The following is a 19,436-nucleotide window of genomic DNA, read 5'->3' as shown; positions in this document are numbered from 1 at the left end:
TGAGGAAATGACCATCTTAGCCGAGTCTGAGCACGACCACCCCCAGGGGGGGCAGGGTGAGCTCCACGGACTGCGGGAACCCATGCGCTGCCAGCGGTTTCGTTTCGACGGCGCCGCCGTTGCCGAAGTTCTGGCCCCCGTATAAAGAGGCATCGGAGTTGAGGACCTCCAGGTACCTGCCGGGGGCGGGGACCCCCACGCGGTAGCCGGTGTGGGGCATGGCCGTGAAGTTCAGGACGGCCACGGCGAAGGAGCCGTCGTTGGCCTTGCGGATGAGGGCGAGGGTGCTGTTCCTGCGGTCCTCGCAGTCGATCCACTGGAAGCCGTCGGGTGCGCAGTCCCGGTCGAAGAGGGCCGGCAGGCCCCGGTACAGGGTGTTGAGGTCGCGCACCAGGCGCCGGACGCCCTGGTGCTCCTGGAATTCCAGCAGGCCCCAGTCCAGCGCCTTGTTGTGGTCCCACTCGTGGTCCTGCCCGAACTCGCAGCCCATGAAGAGGAGCTTCTTTCCGGGGTGCAGGAACTGGTAGGCGAAGAGCAGGCGCAGGTTGGCGAACTGCTCCCACCGGGTGCCGGGCATGCGCCAGAGCAGGGACTTCTTGCCGTGCACCACCTCGTCGTGGGACAGCGGCAGCATGAAGTTCTCGGTGTCGTTGTAGAGCATGCTGAAGGTGATCTCGCCGTGGTGGTGCTTGCGGTGCAGCATGTTCCGGCCGAAGTAGGCCAGGGTGTCGTGCATCCAGCCCATGTTCCACTTGAACCCGAAGCCCAGGCCCCCCACGCTGGTGGGCCGCGAGACCATGGGCCAGGCGGTGGATTCCTCGGCCACGGTGCAGGTGTCGGGGAAGTGGGAGTAGACCACCTCGTTCAGCCTGCGCAGGAAGGCGACGGCCTCCAGGTTCTCCCGGCCGCCGTACCGGTTGGGCAGCCACTGGCCCTGGGCCCGGCTGTAGTCCAGGTAGAGCATGGACGCCACCGCGTCCACCCGCAGTCCGTCGATGTGGAAGCGGTCCAGCCAGAACAGCGCGTTGGCGATGAGGAAGTTCTGCACCTCGGTGCGCCCGTAGTTGTAGATGAGGGTGCCCCAGTCCATGTGCCGGCCCTTGCGGGGGTCGGCGTGCTCGTAGAGGTGGGTGCCGTCGAATTCGCCCAGCCCGTGGGCGTCCCCGGGGAAGTGCGCCGGGACCCAGTCCAGCAGCACGCCCAGGCCCTCCTGGTGGCAGCGGTCCACGAACGCCTGGAAGTCCTGGGGCGAGCCGTAGCGGCAGGTGGGGGCGAACATGCCCAGGGGCTGGTAGCCCCAGGACGCGTAGAAGGGGTGCTCGCTGACGGGGAGCATCTGGATGTGGGTGAAGCCCATCTCCTTGGCGTAGGGGATGAGGGTGTCGGCCAGCTCCCGGTAGCCCATGAAGCCGCCGTCGTCCCGGCGGCGCCAGGAGCCCAGGTGCACCTCGTAGATGCTCATGGGGGCGTCGAAGCGGTTGCGCTTCCAGCGCTCGGCCATGAACGCGCCGTCCTGCCACGTGTGGCCGCGGGGATCGTGCACCACCGAGGCGGTGCCGGGGGCGTGCTCGCACTGGAAGGCGAAGGGGTCGGCCTTGAGGGGCAGGACCTTGCCGGCCGCGCTCTTGATCTCGAACTTGTAGAGGTCGCCGGGGGCCATGCCGGGGATGAAGAGCTCCCAGACACCGGAGCTCGCGAAGGGGCGCATGATGTGCCGGCGCCCGTCCCAGTTGTTGAAGGTGCCCACCACGCTCACGCGCCGGGCGTTGGGGGCCCACACGGCGAAGTCCACGCCGGGCACGCCGTCGCGCTCCGAGGGGTGGGCGCCCAGCTTCTCGTAGAGGCGCAGGTGGGTGCCTTCGGCCATGAGGTAGACGTCCAGGTCGCCCAGGGCGGCGCTGAACCGGTAGGGGTCGTCCATCTCCAGGGGCTCCGGCCCCCAGCCGTGGACCCGGAAGTGGTAGGGGAACCACTTGCGCAGCCGCGGCAGCACGGTCTCGAAGATCCCCTCGGGGTGCGTCATGCGCAGCTCGGCCACCACCTCCCCGGCGGGTTCCTTCACCAGCTCGACCCTGGTGGCCCGGGGTGCGAAGACCCGCGCCTCCAGGCCCGAGCCGGGCAGGGGGTGGAGCCCGAAGACGTAGGCGGGGTTGGAGCAGTCCCCGTTCAGGAAGGCTTGCGGGTCAAAACCTTGATCAGCCATTCGGTTTCCTCGGGGGGTGTCCGTCCAGTGTAAGCCAAACCCGCAACGCTTCGGTGACGCTCCAGGCCTGGGCGTCGCAACCCCGCTGGGCATGGGGGGCGTCGCCGTCCAGGATCTCCGGGAGCTGGCCCAGGCAGCCCGAGGCCAGCAGCCCGTCCAGGGAGCCCAGGCAGGCCCGGGCGGCCTCCACGGCCTGGGGCTGGAAGCCGTAGGCCGCGGCCAGGGCCTCGCAGAAGGTGGGCAGGAGCCACGCCCAGGCGGTGCCGTTGTGGTAGGCGGGCTTGCGCCGCGTGTCCTCGTCCCCCTCGTAGCGGCCCCAGTAGGGGTGCATGGGGTCGTTCAGGAGGCCCGAGGGGCCCAGGATGGGCAGGGGGGAGAGCACCGGCAGGGGCGCCAGGGTGCGCATGCCGCCGGGCACGAGGAGGTGCCTCGCGCAGGCCGCCACGGCCCGCTGGGCCCTTGCGCCCTCCACGAGGCCCAGGCTCACCAGGAAGAGCTGGTTGGGCCGCAGGTGGCCGTCGCCCCGGGCGAGGGCGGCGGGAACGCCGTCCCGGGCCTCCAGGTGGTCGTGGAACCAGCCCAGCTCCTCGTCCCAGAAGAGGTCCAGCGAGGCCCGGGCCCTCGCCTCCAGCCCGGCCCAGTCGGGGCCCAGCCGGCGCAGGAGCCGGATCCACAGGGCCTGGATCTCCACCGGGTAGCCCTGGCGGGGGGTGCCGGCGGGGTAGTTGGTGTCCATCCAGGTGAAGTGGGAGGGGCTCCACACCAGGCCCGAGTCCGGGTCCACCTTGATGCCGTTGGGCGTGCCGTCGCGGTAGCCCCGGGCGATGGCCTCCAGCACGGGCAGGAGGTCCTCGGCTCCGGCCTCCTCGGCGGCCAGGGCGAACCACAGCGGCGCGTCCGAGGTGTCGCGGTCGGAGGTGGAGTCCGCCGAGAGGGCGTTGGGCAGGGTGCCCCGGTCCTCGAAGGCGGCGAAGGTGCGCAGGATCCCGCGCACCTCGTCGGCCATTCCGCCGGCGAGGAGGCCCCGGGCGGCGATGAAGGTGTCCCGGCCCCAGTCCAGGAACCAGGGATAGCCGGCGATGACGGTGAGGCCTTCGCCCCGGCGGGCCAGGAAGGCCCGGGAGGCCAGCCACAGCTGGAGGCCGAAGCTGTCCTTGGGCAGGGCGGAGCGGCCCAGGGCCTCGGCGCGCAGCTGGGTGAACCGGTGCAGCTCGGCCGGGGCCGGTTCGGTCGGGTCCGCGCAGAGGGCGAGGGTCACCGCCCCGGGGCGGTCCAGGGGCAGCTCGAACCAGCCCGGGCTCCAGGCGTCGCCCTGGGCGGTCATGCCCCGGGAGGCCTCCACGGGGTGGGGGATCCCCAGGCACCACTCGGGATCCGCGTGCCAGCGGCCGCGGTCGGCCCAGGCCGCGAGGCGCCGGTCCGGGCCGGGCTCGAAGAGGAACCCCATGCCCCCCTCCCGGTCCCTGGTGCTCGTGCGGAAGTGGTGGTCGGCGCCTTCGTTGGCGGTGGTCTCGGAGTGGAAGCCGCGGTCCTCCAGGTCCAGGCGCACGGTGAGCACCACGGAGGGGCCCTCGGGCAGGTCGGTCCCGATGGGCGGGGGCCCGTCGGGGCGGCGGAACCTCGCCACCACGGTGTTGCGGTCCGGCAGCAGGTCGATGGTCAGCTCCACCTGCACCACGCGGCCGTCGCCCGCGGGCGCCGCGAAGACCCAGCGCGCCGGGGGCCCGGCCGTGAAGTGCACCAGGTTCCCGCTGTCCAGGGGCGTCAGGAAGCCGTCGGCGTTCACCCAGGCCCGCAGGCGCTTGGCCAGGACGTGGCGGTCGCAGGGGACGGAGGGGTGGAGGTTGGCGCCCAGGAGGCAGTCGTACTTGGAGGCCACCGTGCCCAGGTCGGCCCGCAGGCGGGCCATGCCGCCCCGGCCGTTGGTGAGCAGGCAGGAGCCCTCCTTGGCGTGGCGCGGGAAGGCGGGGTCCGGGGACAGGAGCCGCACCTTGCCGGCGGGCGGGGTGCGGGCCTCCTTGAACCGCTCCAACTGGATCTCGGCCTCAAGGGGACGCGGGGCCCGGGCCAGGAGGGACGGGGGGACCGCCGCCACGTGCCCGGCGTCCGAGGGGATGCTGCGCAGGTGGATGGGTCCCAGGCCGGGGACCCGCAGCGACACGGCGAAGGGGGCGGCGTCCTCCACCAGCAGCCAGTGCTCCGGGGGCAGGGGCGTCACCCGGCCCAGATCCTGCAGGCCCCAGCGGATGACCCGCGGGTAGCCGTTCCGGGCGGCGCGGATGGCGGCGGGGAGATCGGCCCGGACCGCCGCGGGGTCGAGGTAGGACAGGGAGGCCAGGAAGGCGGCGGGGTCGGAGCCGGCCAGGGCGGCCACCTCCTGCCAGGCGGCGGGTCCCAGGGTCTCGGCGGGCAGGACCGTGGCCAGGGCCTGGTAGGCCCAGGCGGCCTGGGCGCGACGCGCCCGGTACTCGGGGCCCGCCAGGCCCCGGGGGGTGGCGGAGGCAGCCAGGCAGTGGGCGGCCCAGGGCCGCAGGACGAAGGTCACCGAGCCGCCGGGGTTCTGGCGGAGGCGGGGGAAGGCCTGGCCCAGGAGGTCCAGGGAGGGGCGCCCCAGCTCCTCCCAGGCGGGGGCGGTGAGCAGCCACTCCTGGGGCTCCATGGTGAGGTTCACGAGCACCAGGACCTGGTCGCGGCCGTCCCAGGACGCGCGGCGCAGGGCCAGCACCGGGGATTCCCCGGAGCTCAGGCGCTCCAGGCGCGCCCCGTCGAAAAAGCAGGGGTGGGAGCCCAGCAGGTGGTTGAGGGCCGCCAGCTCCTCCACGAGGTTCTCGGCCGCGCCCCAGGCCATGCCCCGGGACTGGTGCACCTCGATCTTCTCGGTGGCCAGCCACTCCACGCCGCCGGTGAAGCCGAAGGCGCCGCACAGGCTGGTGAGGGCGCACAGGCGGTTCCGGTGCAGGGACCAGTCGGCGCCGCGCTTGGCGAGGCGGTCGTTGTCGTGGGTCTCGCTGTAGTGCACCAGGGGGCCGATGCGGCCGCCCTGGTGCGCGGCGTGGTCCAGGTAGGCCGCCACGTCGCGGGGGGAGTAGTTCTGGAAGAGCTCCGAGTAGGCCCACTGCATGCCGCCCTCGGTGAGCAGGGTCTCCGTGAGCTCCCACGCGCCGCCCAGGCCCTCCAGGAGAAAGACCGCGTCGGGGAACTCCTGGCGCACCCGGGCCACGATGTACTGCCAGGCCGGGAGCGGCACCATGTACCCGGCGTCGCAGCGGAAGCCGTCCACGCCGCGCCGGCACCAGGTGAGCAGGGATTCCGCCACCACTTCCCAGAGGTGGGGCTCGCGGTTGTCCAGCTCCACCAGGTCGCCCCAGGTGGTGCCCCAGGCGCCGGGGCTGTGGAAAGTGCCGTCGGGGTTCCGGTGGAACCACTGGGGCCGGCCCTCCATGAGCCGGGAGCCCCAGCCGGTGTGGTTGACCACGATGTCCAGGAAGACCAGGCCCGAGCGCAGGTGCACCGCGTGGGCCAGCTCCTGGAACTGCTCGACGCCCGTGGTGCGCTCGTCGAACTCCACCAGGGCGGGGTCGATGGCGGTGAGGTCCTGCTGGGCGTAGGGGCTGCCGAAGCGCCCGAAGCGCGCGAAGGTCGTGGGGGTGGGGCCCAGGGGCAGCAGGTGCAGGATGCGGCAGCCCAGGGTCCCGAGAATGTGGGGCACGCAGGCGGTGAGCTCGCGCAGCTTGCCCGAGGGGGGGATCACGGTGAAGCCGCGCTGGTCCAGGCTGTTGAGCTGCTCGTCCAGCACGGGCTCCCGGGTGCTGCGGCCGGTGCGGGAAGGGCCGAACATTCGGGGGAAGGCGCAGTAGATGGTGTTGCCGGTGCGCAGGTGGTCGGGGTGGACGGAGATGCCCACGTCGGCGCCCTCGGGCCAGTGCTGGGTGCCGGCCTCGTCCAGGCGGTAGGCCTTGGCCCGGAAGTGGCCCACCTCGGTGAGCGGCAGGTCCAGCTCCCAGAGGCCGTCCCGCTGCGTCAGGGGGATGTCCCGCCAGGAGGCGCCGGCGAAGGTGCGGGTGCCGCTGGTGACGGCCCCGGATAGGGCGATGACCTCCTGCCGGGCCTGGGCGCCCCGGGTGAGGTTGGTGCGCAGGAAGGCCGGGCCCTGCCCCTCGAGCGTGAAGCGCACGCGGTCGCCCACATACCGCACGATGCGGCTGCCGGGTGCGGGGGTCATGACGGGCTGGGACAAGGGCACCTCGGGGAAGGGGCTACGGTTTCATTTCGGCCGCCGGGAGGCGGAAGGTGAATATGGCGCCCCGGCCCGGTTCGCTTTGCACGTCCACCTCGCCGCCCATGAGCACGGCCAGGTGCTTGACGATGGAGAGGCCCAGGCCGGTGCCCGGCACGCCCCGGGTGGCCGGGGCCCGGAAGAAGCGCTCGAAGATCCGGGGCAGGTCCTGCGAGCCGATGCCCGGGCCCTGGTCGGCCACGGAAAAGGCCAGGGCGTCGCCTTCCAGGCGCGCCGCGACCCGCACCTCGGATTCCGGGGGCCCGAACTTCACGGCGTTGGACACCAGGTTCTCCAGGAGCTGGCCCAGGCGCATGGGGTCGGCCCGGAAGGCGTGGCCCGTGGCGCCGGGTTCCACGTCGGACAGGATGCGCACGTTCCGGACCCGGGCCAGGGGCTGGACGCTCTCCAGGAATTCGGTCATGAAGGGCCCCACCGTCAGGGGCCTGGCATCCAGGCGCAGGGCGCCGGTCTCGATGCGGCTCAGCTCCGAGATGTCGTCCAGGAGCATGACCATGCGGTCCAGGCTGCGCAGGATGATCTTCAGGCTGGTGTCGCCCTCGGGGAGGACGAGGGCCCCGTCCTGGAGGTTCTCCACCGCCACCCGGATGCCCGTCACCGGCGTCTTCAGCTCGTGGCTGGCGTTGGAGATGAACTTCTGGCGGGTGGTCTCCAGGGCCTCGAAGTGGGTGATGTCGTCCAGGGTGACCAGCACCCAGGTCCCCTCCCCCGCGGGGGCGGGGAAGGGCACGGCCCGCAGGCGGATGGTCCTGGGGTTGCGCTTGAGGGTCCACTCCCGGAAGGCGCCCCCGTAGGCGTCCTGGAGGTTGCGCAGGCTCTCGGGCTCCCGGAAGGCCGACACCAGCGACTCGCCCTCCCCCAGGTGGCTGGAGGCGCCCAGGATGGTCCGGGCCTTGGGGTTGAAGAGCCGGATCTGGCGGTCCAGGCCCAGGAGCACGATCCCCGTGCGCAGGTTGGCGAGAATCTGGCGGCGCACCTGGTCCTCGGCCTCGACCTCGTTGGCCAGCCGGTGGTTCTCCGCCTCCAGGGCCGACCAGGCCCGGGGCAGGGCGCGGAACAGCTCCTCGCCCTTCTCCGGCAGGGGGATGGCCGCGAGGAGCCGGGCCATGGTCTCCCGGTGCCGCTTCATGGACAGGTGGAGGGAAGCCCCGCCCCCCGCCGCCGCCAGGAACCCGGCGACCCTCAGCACCGGCTCGATGTCGCTGGCCATGAGCGCGCCGCCCGCCAGGGCCAGGGCCCAGGGCAGGAGGGGCGTGGTCATCCGCTGCGACAGGTCCGGATGAGCGTTGGGCATGGTCTGGGGCTCCTTGGGTCCATTGTCCCGGCTATTCCCTGGGACTGATAGGGTTCTCCGGAAATTCCCGGCTATATGTTGAATTGATTGTTTTTTGGAACCTCCAGGACCTCCGCGCCATCCAGGAGTAGGATGGGCGAAAGCCCCCAGAGACCCATGGACGCCTTCCGCCTTCGCAAGTGGTACCTCGACTGCGTCACCCCCCACGGGGAGGTCTTCATCGGCTATTGGGCCCGGCTGAGCCTGGGGGGGCTGGACCTGAGCTACTGCAGCCGCCTGGGGGCCGAAGGGGAGGCGGCGTCCTCCTTCCGCCCTTCGGACGAGCCCAGGGTCCTGGACGGCCACCTCGGCTGGTCCTGCCGTCCCCTGGACCTGGAGGGCCGGTGGGAGGCGCGCTGCCCGCCATGCACGCTGCGGCTGCACGAGCGCCAGGGCCGGGACCTCACCTGGGCCTGCCTGCAGCCGGCCTCGGCGGTGGAGCTCGTCCTGGGCGGGCGGCGCCTCCGGGGCGACGGCTACGCCGAGCGCCTGGACCTCGGGTACGGACCCTGGCACCTCCCCTTCGAGGAGCTGCGCTGGGGGCGCTTCGCGGGCGGGGGGGCCTCCCTGGTGTGGATCGGATGGCGCGGGGCCGCGCCGCGGACCTGGACCGTCCTGGACGGCCGGGAGGTGGCCGGGGGGCGGGTGGAGGAGGACCGGGTGAGCCTTCCCGGCGCCACCTTGGAGCTCGAGGTCCCGGACCGCCTCGTCATCCGGGACGCGCCGGTCCTGCCGCCGGGCCTCCTCCGGTTCCCGGCCGTCGCCGGCCTCGTCCCGGCCTCCTTCGGCGCCCTGCGGGAGCGCAAATGGAGGAGTTCCGGCGTCCTGCACAGGGAAGGCGCTCCGGACGTCCGTGGCTGGGTCATCCATGAAACCGTCGGCACCCCATGAGGCCCCCCATGTCCCCCCGCCTCGGCAAGCTCCTCTACGCCCTCCTCTTCGTGGTCCTCCTGCCGCTCCTGCTCTGGGCCTGGGCGCGGGGCGCGGCCGGGCAGGTCCGGCTCCCGCCGCCGGGCCCCGCCTGGGCCGGCCGGATCCTGGCGGCGGCGGGGGGCCTGGCGATGCTCCTGGCCATGGCGACCCTCACGCGCCACGGGGAGGGCCTGCCCATGAACGCCTACCCGCCCCGGCGCCTCGTGGTCCGCGGCCTCTACGCCCTCACCCCGCATCCCATCTACGCGGGATTCTGCGTCCTGTGCCTGGGCGCGGCCATGGCCACGGGCTCGGGCAGCGGGTTCTGGCTGGTGGGCCCGGCGGTGGTCCTGGGCTGCGCGGCCCTCGTGCTGGGCTACGAGGGCCCGGCCCTGGACGCGCGGTTCGGCCGGGAAAGGCGCGGGCCCCTGCTGCGCCTTCCCGCGGCCCAGGACGGTCCGCCCACCCCGGCGGACCGGGCCTCCGCCTACGTCCTGGTGCTCCTGCCCTGGCTTCTGCTCTACGGGCTCGCGGCGGCCCTGGGCACGCCCCGGGACGCCCTCGACCTCGGCCTTCCCTTCGAGCGGGGCTGGCCGGTGGTGGAGGAGGCCGAGCTCCCCTACGCCAGCCTCTACCTGTGGGTCCTCGCCGTGCCCTGGCTGGCGCGGTCCGGCCGGGACCTGCGCCGGTTCTGCACCGCGGGGCTCGTGGCCACCCTTGCGGGCACCCTCTGCTTCGCGGTCCTGCCCGTGATGGCGCCCCCCCGGCCCTTCGAGGCGGCCGGGCCCCTGGGGCGCCTCCTGCAGTGGGAGCGCCTCCACGACACCCCCATGTGCGCCTTCCCGTCCTTCCACGCCGCCTGGGCGATCCTGGCGGCCGGGGCGGCCTCCCCCCGGTGGAAGCCTGCCGCCCGGCTCTGGGCGGCACTGGTGGTGTGGGCCTGCGCGGCCACGGGCATGCACACGCTGGCCGACGTGGCCGCCGGGGCCCTCCTGGGCTGGGGCGCCCTGCGCGCGGACGCCCTATGGGAGTTCCTGCGCCGCGGGGCCGAGAGGGTGGCCAATTCCTGGCGTGAGTGGCGCCTGGGGCCCCTGCGCATCATCAACCACGGGTTCTGGGCGGGCCTGGGGGTGGGCCTGGGGGTCCTCCTCATGTGCGCCTTCACGGGCGGAACCCTCACGCCGGAGATCCTGCTGGTGGTGCTCTGCGGCCTGGCCGGGGCGGGCCTGTGGGCCCAGCTCGTCGAGGGGGGCCCGGAGCTGCTCCGGCCCTACGGCTATTACGGCGGCGTGCTGGGCACCTTCGCCGGCGTCCTGGCCGGGCACCTCCTCTCTGGCCAGGGCTGGCTGCTGCTGGGCGCCGCAGCGGTGGCGGGGCCCGTGATCCAGGGCCTGGGCCGGGTGCGGTGCCTCGTCCAGGGCTGCTGCCACGGCCGGGTGGCGCCGGCGTCCGTGGGCATCCGCTACGTCCATCCCCGGTCCCGGGTGTCCCGGCTCTCCGGGCTCCGGGGCCTCCCCCTCCATCCCTCCCCCCTCTATTCGATCCTCTGGAACGGCGTGACCTGGCTGGTCCTCCTTCGCCTCTGGCGAGTGGGCGCGGGCCTCCCCTTCATCGCCGGCGTCTACCTGGTGCTCAACAGCCTGGGCCGGTTCGCGGAGGAAGGCACCCGGGGCGAGCCCCAGACCCCCGTCCTCGGGGGGCTGCGGCTCTACCAGTGGGTCGCGGTCCCCGTCGCGGCCCTGGGGGCCTTCCTCACGTGCCTGGGCGGCGCGGGTCCGGCCCCCGGGGCGCGCCTGGACGGGACGGCCTTCGCCGCGGCCCTGGGCGCGGGGCTCTGCGTGTGGCTGGCCCTGGGGGCGGACTTCCCGGAGTCGAACCGGAGGTTCTCACGGCTGGCGTGAGCGCCTTCAGGCCCGGGAGGCGTTCCTCCCCGCGATCCGGCCGAACACGATGCACTCGGGGATGGCCATGCCGCCCAGCCTGCAGGCCCCGTGCACGCCGCCGGTGACCTCGCCGGCGGCCAGGAGGCCCGGGATCGGCTGGTGGCGCCCGAGGTCCAGGACCCGGGCGTCGGCGTCGATCTGGATGCCGCCGTTGCAGTAGTGGAGCTTGGGGCGGAGCCGCACGAGGTGGTAGGGCGGTTCGACGCGGTACCGCTCCTGGGTTCCCAGGGGCCTGCCGAATTCCAGGTCGACGCCTTCGTCCAGCGACCGGTTGAAGTGCTCCAGGGTCTCCGACAGCGCGGCCGGATCGATGGCCTGGTCCTGGGCGAGCTCCTCGAGCGTCCCGTAGCGCTTCACGGCTCCGCGCTTCAGGCACTGCGCCAGGTTCGGGTACTGCCGCGCCGCCCTTCCGCCCACGATCAGCATGGGGTCCCGCCCGGCGGCGACCATTTCGCGGGCGCGGGAGAGCCGGTCCGCGAGCTCGTTCACGAAGCGCCTTCCGGTGGACGCGTCGACCATGACCCCGTGGCGCAGGCCCACCAGCACCGAGAACATGGTGCTGACCCCCCAGCCCTCCTCGTCCCGGGAGGTCCAGGGCCCCAGCTGGATCCAGGAGAGGTGGAGGGGCGTAGCGCCGATCCGGAGGGCGCTCACCAGGCCCTCGGCCGTGGCCCCGGGGTGGTTGGTGGTCTCCAGCGCGCCGTCCAGGCCGGGGTCCTGCACCCTCCGGAATTCCACGTCCTGGCACCAGCCGCCGCTGGCCAGGACGAGGCCCTGGGCGGCCCCGATCCTGCGGGGGGCGCCGCTGTCCTCCTGGGGGAAGATGTAGTCCGCGCGGACGGCGGCCCCGGTGACCCGGCCGTCCCCGTCGAGGATGAACCCCTCCAGCGCGGTCTGCAGCCGGATGGGGATCCCCAGCTCCCGGCACTTCACCAGGAGGGCCTGCAGGATCACGGAGCCGGAACAGTTGGCGGGACTGTAGGTGCGCGGAACGGAGTGGCCGCCCCCATGGTGCAGGCTGTCGGCGAAGGCCACGCCGAGGTAGTCCCGGCACCAGAGGAAGGCCTCCAGGGAACCGGCGGCCACGGTGCGCACGAGCTCGGGGTGGTTCAGCCCGTGGCCGGCCTTGAACATGTCCCCGGCCAGCAGGGCCGGCGAGTCCTCGATCCCCTCAGCGGCCTGGAGGGGGGCGTTGGCCACCGCGAACAGGCCGCCGCTGAGCGCGGAATTGCCTCCGGGCAGCTTCATCTTCTCGATGACCAGCACGGACCGGCCCGCGAGCCTGGCCTCGATCGCCGCCGAGAGCCCGGCGTAGCCGGAACCGACGACCAGGACGTCAAAGGTCTCGTCGAACATCGGAACTCCCTGGAGTCTTGCGGTGCGGGCTGCGGTCATGCGGGCACCGCCGCCTTCTTGCTGTTGAGGTACCCGTGCAGGCTGATCCCGGCGGATCCCGAAAGGCCGAGCTTTCTCCGGATGTTCTTCCGGTGGGTCTGGACGGTGTCGAAGGCCAGGTTCATCGTGGCGCAGATCTCCTTGGTGCTGAACCCCGCCAGGATGAAATTGCAGATCTTCATCTCCGTCTTGCTGAGCCGGTGGAGCGCGAAATCCATCTGCGGCCCCGTGTTCCGGGTCAGCGAGGCCAGGAGCTCGCCCAGGAAGTCGATGTAGCCGTTGCGCACCTCGTCGGAGGGCGCGGACCGGATCTTGTGCAGGATCGGCATCAGGTCGCTGGTGATCCTGCGGGAGAGCTTGGCCGAGAGCTCCTCCTGCTCGAGCTGGATGCTCTTCAGGACGCTGCGCAGGGCGATGTTGGCCTCCTCCGTGAGGACCCTGCCGGTCTTGAGCTCCTGTTCCATCGCCTTCTGCCTGGAGATGTCCTCGGTGATGATGATCCAGAGCCTGCTCCCCTCGACGGTGATCAGGCTCACGGTGAAGACGGCCGGGAAGCGGCGCTTGTCGAAGTAGAGGGCGCCCACCTCGACGCTCAGCACCTGGTTCTCGATGATGGTGTCCAGCATCCTCAGGACGGCGGCCTGCCCCGGCTCGTCGCAGAGCGAGCGGATGTGGGCGCCCTGGATGTTCTCGGGGTGGATGCCGAAGGTCTCGCAGGCCTTCTGGTTCGAACCGATGACCTCCAGGTCCTCGTCGACGAGGATGATGCCCTTGCCCACCCCCTGGAAGACGGTCTGCAGCATCTTCTGGGACCGGGCCAGGGCCTGGGCCCGTTCCTGGACCTGGCGTTCGAGCTCCGCCCGCTGGAGGAAGGGGCCGGTCATCTCGCTGAGCAGGACCAGGAAGCCCGGGGCGCTGCCGTCCCCCAGCGCGACGAGCCGGACGGCGAAGGCGGCCTGGAGGGCGGTGCTGGCGTACTTCGGCACCTGGGCGGAGCAGACCTCCAGGGCCCCCTGCAGGGTGTCGCAGGGCAGGCCCAGCCTGACCCAGAAGGGCAGCCCCAGGGTGGGCGCGTCGGCGAGGACCCGCCCGGCCTTGCGGTTGGTCCGGAGGATGACGCCCTGGGGATCGGTCACCAGGATCAGGTCCGACGTCGCCTCGAACAGCTCCTGACCTATGGAGGCGTCGAAGGACGCCCATCGCTGCTCCATGGCAACCCCCATCCGCGGCGCTTCGAATGGCTTGGCCGGAAGGGCCGGCCGTTCTCGTTTCGGGATGATCCGATCATTGTCCTGTGCCAAGGTCTTGTCAACGGCGAGTCGGGTATACCCGCTCCAGGACGGTTCCGGGGCGAAGGTAAAGCCAATGCGGATTTGGTTTTCCGTTGCCAATCGGGTAGGCGGCCCTACCCGAAATTGCCCCGCTTTCTCACCTTTGAGGGTTTCGTGCGGGGGGCCTACTGTGGAATTAATCCATAGGGTATTCATCTACCACTGAGGTTGCCGCGGGGCCTGGCCGCATGGGCCTCGCCCTGCACGGCAAACACCATAACCAGGAAAGGGGAACGACATGAAGAACCCAGACAACCTCGAGGCCAGGGGGAACCAGGACGACGGCCTGGGCGAAGCCCAGGGCTCCGATCGCAGAGGCTTCCTCAGGACTTCGCTCGCGGTGGGCCTGGCGGCCACGGCGGGGACCTTCGCGCTCAACCTCGGCGCCGCGCCCGCGCCCGACGCGCCCCCCGCCAAGAAGAAGCTGCCCACCAAGTGGGACGAGAGCTACGACGTGGTCGTCATCGGCTCCGGATTCGCGGGCCTCGCCGCCGCGGCCGAAGCCGCCGGCAAGGGCAGCACCGTCATCATCCTGGAGAAGATGCCCGTCTACGGGGGCAACTCCATCATCAACGGCGGCGAATACAACGCCTGGACCGACAAGCTGAAGATGCGGGAGAACTTCAAGCTCGGCGTCGACAGCCAGGAGATCCACAAGGCCGACACCCTCAAGGGCGGCGACTTCTTCGGCAGCCCCGAGCTGGTCGAGATCCTCGCGGCCGAGGCCCCCAAGGCCCTGGACTGGATGATCGACGAGGGCGGCCTGCAGCTCCGCCAGATCCTCAACCGCACCGGTGGCCATAGCCAGTACCGCACCCACACCTGCATCGAAGGCGTCGGCAAGGGCTTCACCGAGGCGCTGCGCAAGATCGCCGAGAAGCGCGGCGCCAAGATGCGCCTGAAGGCGAAGGTGAGCTGGCTCTGGCGCAAGGACGTCGACAGCCCCGTGCTGGGCGTCGAGCTCGAGACCGGCCGCGGCCCCGTCAACATCCGCGCGCGCAAGGCCGTGGTGCTCGCCTCGGGCGGCTTCGGCCACGACGTCCCGATGCGCACGATCTACAACCCGACCCTGACCGCAGGGTACAACTGCACCAACCACAAGGGCGCCACCGGCGAGATGATCCGCTACGCCCAGGCCGTCGGGGCCGACACCCTCCACATGGCCTTCATCCAGCTCTATCCCTTCGCCGATCCCGAAACGGGCATCCTGGACGCCCCCGCCGTGTACCCCTTCCGCGGGCCCGGCTACGGCATCGTCTACGTGAACGAGAAGGGCGTGCGCTTCGTCAACGAGCAGGAGCGCCGCGACGTGGTCGCCCGGGCGGAGATGGCCACCGGCGGCAAGAAGACCTTCTCCATCTTCAACGAGGCGATGATCCCCAAGATGGGCACGATGGAGGAGGCCAACAAGGCCGTCGCCGCGGGCCGCTTCGTCCGGGCCGCCACCATCGCCGAGCTGGCAACCAAGATCGGGCTCGACCCGGCCGTGCTCACCGAGACCATGCGCAAGCACGACTCCTACCTCAAGGACAAGAAGGACCCCGAGTTCGGCAAGAACATCACCAGCGTGATGGTCTCCCAGGAGCAGGGCCCGTACTACGCGATCGCGCAGTGGCCCGCCGTCCACCACACCATGGGCGGCCTGCGCGTCAACAAGGAGACCCAGGTGCTCGATATCTGGGGCAAGCCGATCCCGCATCTCTATGCGGCCGGCGAGATCACCGGCGGCCTGCACGGCGCCAACCGGCTGGGCGGCAATGCGACGCCCGACGCGACGGTGTTCGGACGCATCGCGGGCCTCAAGGCCGCGGCCGAGAAGATCTGACGGATACGCCACCGCCGCGGTCCCCGTTCAACCGGGGGCCGCGGCCCCGGAGGAACCACCCGATGAGACGATTTTTCGAATACGGGGTGATGGCCCTGCTCCTGGCGTTCGCCGGGGGGCTGGGCGCGGCCCCGGCGAAGGCTCCTGCGGGTTGCACCGCCTGCCACCCCGATTTCAAGAGCCTGCTGGGGGAGGCGCACCCGGCCGTCAAGGGCAAGGCGATCGCCGAGTGCCTCCCCTGTCACGGCAAGCCCGCCCCGGCCGCGGGAAAGAACGCGTTCGGCGTCAGGATCCACCGCGGACACGCGGCCCCGGAAAGCGGCGTGCCGTGTTCCGCCTGCCACGACTTCAAGCCGGGCCGGTCCTTCACCGTCAAGGGCGGCAAGCGGAACCTGGGCAAGCCGAACGCGGGCGATTTCGCACGGACCCGGGAGCTCATGCCGGTCCCGGGCGCCGCGGCGTTCCTTTCGGGCCAGCATGCCGCCAAGCTGGTCTCCTGCTCGGGGTGCCACGGTCCTGCCTTCCCCCTCAAGGGGGACGAAGTTGCGAACGACCGGTGCCTGGCCTGCCACGGCTCCTACGAGGCCCTTGCGGAGAAGACCAAGCCCAGGGAAGCCCACGGCCTGAATCCCCACAAATCCCACTACGGGGAGATCTCCTGCACCGCGTGCCATTTCGGGCACCAGAAATCGGTGGTCCTCTGCAAGGACTGCCACCCCAAGACCACCCTCGTCATCCCTTTCGACAAGTGAGTGGCACGACCATCCGAACAGACTGGAGTGAACCATGGGCAATCTCGGAATGACTGAAATCCTCCTGATCGGCGCCTGTCTGCTGATCTTCTTCGGGCCCAGCAAGCTGCCCGAACTGGGCAAGTCCCTGGGCAAGGGGATCCAGGAGTTCAAGAAGGCCAGCAAGGAACTGACGGCTGGGCTGAAGGACTGACCTTTCGAACCTACCTATTCATCGCCACGGCCACCGCAAGGTGGCCGTGGCTTTGCCCGATCGGGTCGACCTCCCGGTGTGGATGCCGGGTTCCCGGCCCCCTCCCGGCTTGTTCGGCCCTGGGCCCATTCAGGCCCGCGGCGCTCGTCCGGCCGGGTCGAAATGACGCGAATGCCTTCGTAAAGTCCCGAAGGACGCATTGGTACGGATCTTGAGGGCCGAACGGGTCCCGGAGGATCGGCTCCGGGGACCCCGTCCGCCGCCCCTGGCGTTTCCTTTCCAATCCACGCGCTTTTCAGGAGATCCACGATGCGATCCATCCATGTTCTCCCCGTCGTCCTGGGCCTCGCAGGCCTGCTCGGTTGCGGGGGGTCCGGTTCGGGCACCCCGGCCCCCCGGTCCTCCGCCATGAACGTCACCCTGGTCGACGGCCCAACAACGGCCTACACCTCCATCCTCCTCAGCATCCAGTCCGTCGAGATCAGCCGGGACGGCGGGTCCTGGATGACCCTGGGCACGGTGGGAGGCACCCCGGTCGACCTCCTCACCCTCACGGGCGGGGTGAGCCGGAGCCTGCTGAGGGGCGTGGCCCTGGACCCCGGCTCCTACGGCCAGATGCGGCTCATCCTGGGTTCCACCGGGAACTCGGTAGTGCTCAAGGACGGCACGACCCACGCCCTCACCGTCCCCTCCGGTGCCCAGACGGGCATCAAACTGATCGGGCCGTTCGTCGTCCAGGCCGGAACCACCGCCGACATCTGGATCGATTTCGACGCCGCCCACTCCGTCCAGGTCGTGGGCGCGGGGGCGTCCGGCAAGTACCTGCTGCGCCCCACCTGCTTCGCCTACGAGAAGGCCGTCACGGGTTCCATCACCGGAATCCTCACGGACCAGGCGGACGGGTCGGCCCTGGCCGGCGTGCCCGTTTTCGCCGAGGTCCTGGATGGAGCCGGGAAGCCGTCCATCGTCCGGAGCGCCACGACCGGCGCCACCGGCGCCTACACCCTCGATCTCCTGCCGGTGGGCGGCACCTACTACGTGGTCAGCCTGCCCGCCCCCGGGACGTTCTACGGGCCCAAGGCCAGCGACGGCTTCAGCCTCACCAGCGCCACGCCCACCTTCACCTTCAGCGCCGCCTTCACGGCCACGGCCGGCGTGGGCACCCTGAACGGCACCGTGACGCCCCTGGCCACCGCGAGCCAGTCGGACGGCATCGACCTGCTGGCCACCTTAGCCTCGACCCCCGGCGGCGCCACCCACACGTTCATCCTGGACCGGGACATGGCCGTCGTGGGTGCGACCGAGACTTTCACCTTCGGGTCCCTGCCGGCGGGCACCTACAGCCTGGTGGGTAACCGGACGACCACGGCCGGGGACGGTTCCACGACGGTTGCCGTCGCCGTGCCCGTCGCCGCCACCGTGACGGCAGGCGCCACGACGGCGGCCACGGTCGCCTTCTAGGCAAATATATATTTCGATAATTTCCGATGTGTGTATATTAACCCCATCCCCTTCGGACGGACGGGAGGGGCGGCATCGGAAAGGAAGCAAGGCATGGCAGAGGATCTCCGTTCGCTGGTGGACAGGCTGAAGGCCGTTTCCCACCCTTTGCGCCTGCGGGTTCTGGCCCTGGTGGGCGCGGGGGAGTTGTGCGTGTGCCAGGTGGCGGAGACGCTTTCGGTGCCCGCGTCCTCGGTTTCCGAGGCCTTGCGGGAGCTGCGCAGGGCCGGGTTCGTGACGGAGCGGAAGGAAGGGCGGTGGGTTTTCGTCTCGTGCCCGGAACCGGCCCCACCTCTTCTTGAAATCCTCCTTCGTGAAGCGTCGTCGTTGCCCGAGGCGAACCTGGACCGCGCCCGCGTCGCGGCCGTGAAGGGGATCCCGGTCCAGGACGTCTGCCGCAAGCAGCTGGCCGGGATGGACGAGGCGACCCATGTCTGAATGCTGTGGGGGCGCCAGGCCGGAACCGGCGCCGTCGTTCCTGCGCAGGGGAGGCTGGATCCTGCTGGCCCTTCCGGCCTGGATCCTGCTCTACGCGGTCATCCACCGGCTTTCGGAGGTGATCGCCTTCTCCCTGCTTGGCCTGGCGCCCAGGTCCCACCTGGGCGAGGCGGTGGCGTTCTTCTTCTACGACACGCCGAAGGTCCTGCTGCTGCTCACCCTGATCGTCTTCATCGTCACCTTCCTGCAGACGTTCATCAGCCCGGGGAGGGTGCGCGACGCGCTGTCCCGGCGGAATCCGGGCCTCGGCAACGCCATGGCCTCCCTGTTCGGCATCGTCACCCCGTTCTGCTCCTGCTCTGCGGTGCCCCTGTTCATCGGCTTCCTCAAGGCGGGCGTCCCGCTGGGCGTGACGTTCAGCTTCCTGGTGGCCGCGCCCATGGTCAACGAGGTGGCCCTGGGGATGCTCTTCGCGATGTTCGGCTGGAAGATCGCCCTGCTCTACGCCGGCACGGGGGTGGCCATCGCCTTCTTCGCGGGCCTCGTGCTGGGGCGCATGAACATGGAGCGCCACCTGGAAGGGTGGGTGCAGGAAGCCCTCAAGGCGCCGGCCCTGGCGGATGCCGGGGAGGAGCGGCCCTCCCTTGCCGCGCGCATCGGCCAGGCCGTGCAGGGCGTCAAGGACATCGTCGGCAAGGTCTGGCTGTACATCCTGGTGGGCATCCTGGTGGGGGCCTTCATCCACGGCTTCGTGCCCGAGGCCTTCATGGCGAGCCTCCTGGGGCGGAAGTCGTGGTACAGCGTGCCCCTGGCCGTGGCCATCGGGGTGCCGCTCTATTCCAACGCGGCGGGCGTGATGCCCATCGTGGAGGCCCTGCTGGGCAAGGGCGCGGCCCTGGGGTCCACCCTGGCCTTCATGATGGCCGTCATCGGCCTTTCCCTGCCCGAAACGGTCATCCTGCGCCGGGTCATGCGGCCCCGCCTCATCGGTGCGTTCGTGGGGGTGGTCGCGGCGGGCATCCTCCTGGTCGGTTATCTGTTCAACGCCATTCTCTGAAGGAGATCCCATGCTCATCGAAGTCTTCGGGCCCGGCTGCGCCAAGTGCGAGACCCTGCTCAAGAACACCAAGGCCGCCGTGGAGCGGTCCGGCGGGGACCACGCCGTGGTGAAGGTCTCCGACTACGCGGTCATGGCCGCCCGGGGCATCCTCAGCACGCCTGCCCTGGCCATCGACGGGCAGCTCAAGTTCCAGGGCAAGGTGGCCAGCTCAAATGAAATCCTTGACCTGATCAAGGTCTGACCGCCCCTGACGA

Annotated in this window: 14 protein-coding genes; 9 read left to right on the top strand and 5 right to left on the bottom strand. The window is 71.0% G+C overall.

Annotated elements, in window-relative coordinates; all coding sequences use genetic code 11:
* Window positions 1–16: 16 nt before the first annotated feature.
* The 3 genes from glgB to RAH40_RS06305 are packed head-to-tail and all read right to left on the bottom strand — an operon-like array spanning window position 17 to window position 7,794.
* Entirely contained in the window at window positions 17–2,203 is a 2,187-nt protein-coding gene (glgB, locus tag RAH40_RS06315; protein ID WP_306601241.1) for a 1,4-alpha-glucan branching protein GlgB, read from the bottom strand.
* Complete coding sequence (locus tag RAH40_RS06310; RefSeq protein WP_306601240.1) at window positions 2,196–6,440, bottom strand: amylo-alpha-1,6-glucosidase; 4,245 nt, start codon at window positions 6,438–6,440, stop codon at window positions 2,196–2,198. Before RAH40_RS06310 ends, glgB begins: the two co-directional genes overlap by 8 nt.
* Before the next feature lie 19 nt (window positions 6,441–6,459).
* The gene (locus RAH40_RS06305; protein WP_306601239.1) at window positions 6,460–7,794 is read right to left on the bottom strand and encodes a cell wall metabolism sensor histidine kinase WalK; all 1,335 of its coding nucleotides are present in this window, start codon (window positions 7,792–7,794) and stop codon (window positions 6,460–6,462) included.
* Window positions 7,795–7,926: 132 nt separating this feature from the next.
* On the opposite strand from RAH40_RS06305, the gene RAH40_RS06300 reads away from it, so the two are divergent.
* Together RAH40_RS06300 and RAH40_RS06295 are read left to right on the top strand one after the other, a co-directional pair.
* A complete protein-coding gene (locus RAH40_RS06300) occupies window positions 7,927–8,724 on the top strand; it encodes a hypothetical protein (protein ID WP_306601238.1) in 798 nt (265 codons plus the stop codon).
* A gap of 8 nt (window positions 8,725–8,732) precedes the next feature.
* The gene (locus RAH40_RS06295; RefSeq protein WP_306601237.1) at window positions 8,733–10,646 is read left to right on the top strand and encodes a prolipoprotein diacylglyceryl transferase family protein; all 1,914 of its coding nucleotides are present in this window, start codon (window positions 8,733–8,735) and stop codon (window positions 10,644–10,646) included.
* A gap of 6 nt (window positions 10,647–10,652) precedes the next feature.
* On the opposite strand, the gene RAH40_RS06290 is transcribed toward RAH40_RS06295, so the two are convergent.
* On the bottom strand, window positions 10,653–12,044 hold the full coding sequence (locus RAH40_RS06290) for a flavocytochrome c (protein ID WP_306601236.1): 1,392 nt from the start codon (window positions 12,042–12,044) through the stop codon (window positions 10,653–10,655).
* Window positions 12,045–12,079: 35 nt separating this feature from the next.
* A complete protein-coding gene (locus tag RAH40_RS06285) occupies window positions 12,080–13,294 on the bottom strand; it encodes a PAS domain S-box protein (RefSeq protein ID WP_306601235.1) in 1,215 nt (404 codons plus the stop codon).
* Between the two features lie 358 nt (window positions 13,295–13,652).
* On the opposite strand from RAH40_RS06285, the gene RAH40_RS06280 reads away from it, so the two are divergent.
* The 7 genes from RAH40_RS06280 (at window position 13,653) to RAH40_RS06250 (ending at window position 19,423) form a co-directional block, all read left to right on the top strand.
* Window positions 13,653–15,239, top strand: a complete 1,587-nt coding sequence (locus RAH40_RS06280; protein WP_306601234.1) for a flavocytochrome c — start codon at window positions 13,653–13,655, stop codon at window positions 15,237–15,239.
* A gap of 62 nt (window positions 15,240–15,301) precedes the next feature.
* Window positions 15,302–15,991, top strand: coding sequence for a cytochrome c3 family protein (locus tag RAH40_RS06275; protein WP_306601233.1), 690 nt, complete (start codon window positions 15,302–15,304; stop codon window positions 15,989–15,991).
* 34 nt (window positions 15,992–16,025) lie between these two features.
* A complete protein-coding gene (locus RAH40_RS06270; RefSeq protein ID WP_306601232.1) occupies window positions 16,026–16,184 on the top strand; it encodes a twin-arginine translocase TatA/TatE family subunit in 159 nt (52 codons plus the stop codon).
* A 309-nt stretch (window positions 16,185–16,493) separates the two neighbouring features.
* Window positions 16,494–17,645, top strand: a complete 1,152-nt coding sequence (locus tag RAH40_RS06265) for a DUF4382 domain-containing protein (RefSeq protein WP_306601231.1) — start codon at window positions 16,494–16,496, stop codon at window positions 17,643–17,645.
* A 93-nt stretch (window positions 17,646–17,738) separates the two neighbouring features.
* On the top strand, window positions 17,739–18,122 hold the full coding sequence (locus tag RAH40_RS06260) for a helix-turn-helix transcriptional regulator (protein ID WP_306601230.1): 384 nt from the start codon (window positions 17,739–17,741) through the stop codon (window positions 18,120–18,122).
* Window positions 18,115–19,179: a permease gene (locus RAH40_RS06255; protein ID WP_306601229.1), complete on the top strand. Its 1,065-nt coding sequence runs from the start codon at window positions 18,115–18,117 to the stop codon at window positions 19,177–19,179. The genes RAH40_RS06260 and RAH40_RS06255 overlap by 8 nt, the downstream gene beginning before the upstream one ends.
* Window positions 19,180–19,189: 10 nt before the next feature.
* A complete protein-coding gene (locus tag RAH40_RS06250) occupies window positions 19,190–19,423 on the top strand; it encodes a thioredoxin family protein (protein ID WP_306601228.1) in 234 nt (77 codons plus the stop codon).
* Window positions 19,424–19,436 lie beyond the last annotated feature (13 nt).

It is taken from the genome of Geothrix sp. 21YS21S-2 (genome assembly GCF_030846775.1).
Lineage (GTDB): Bacteria > Acidobacteriota > Holophagae > Holophagales > Holophagaceae > Mesoterricola.
This window is presented reverse-complemented; position numbering and strand designations above follow the sequence as displayed.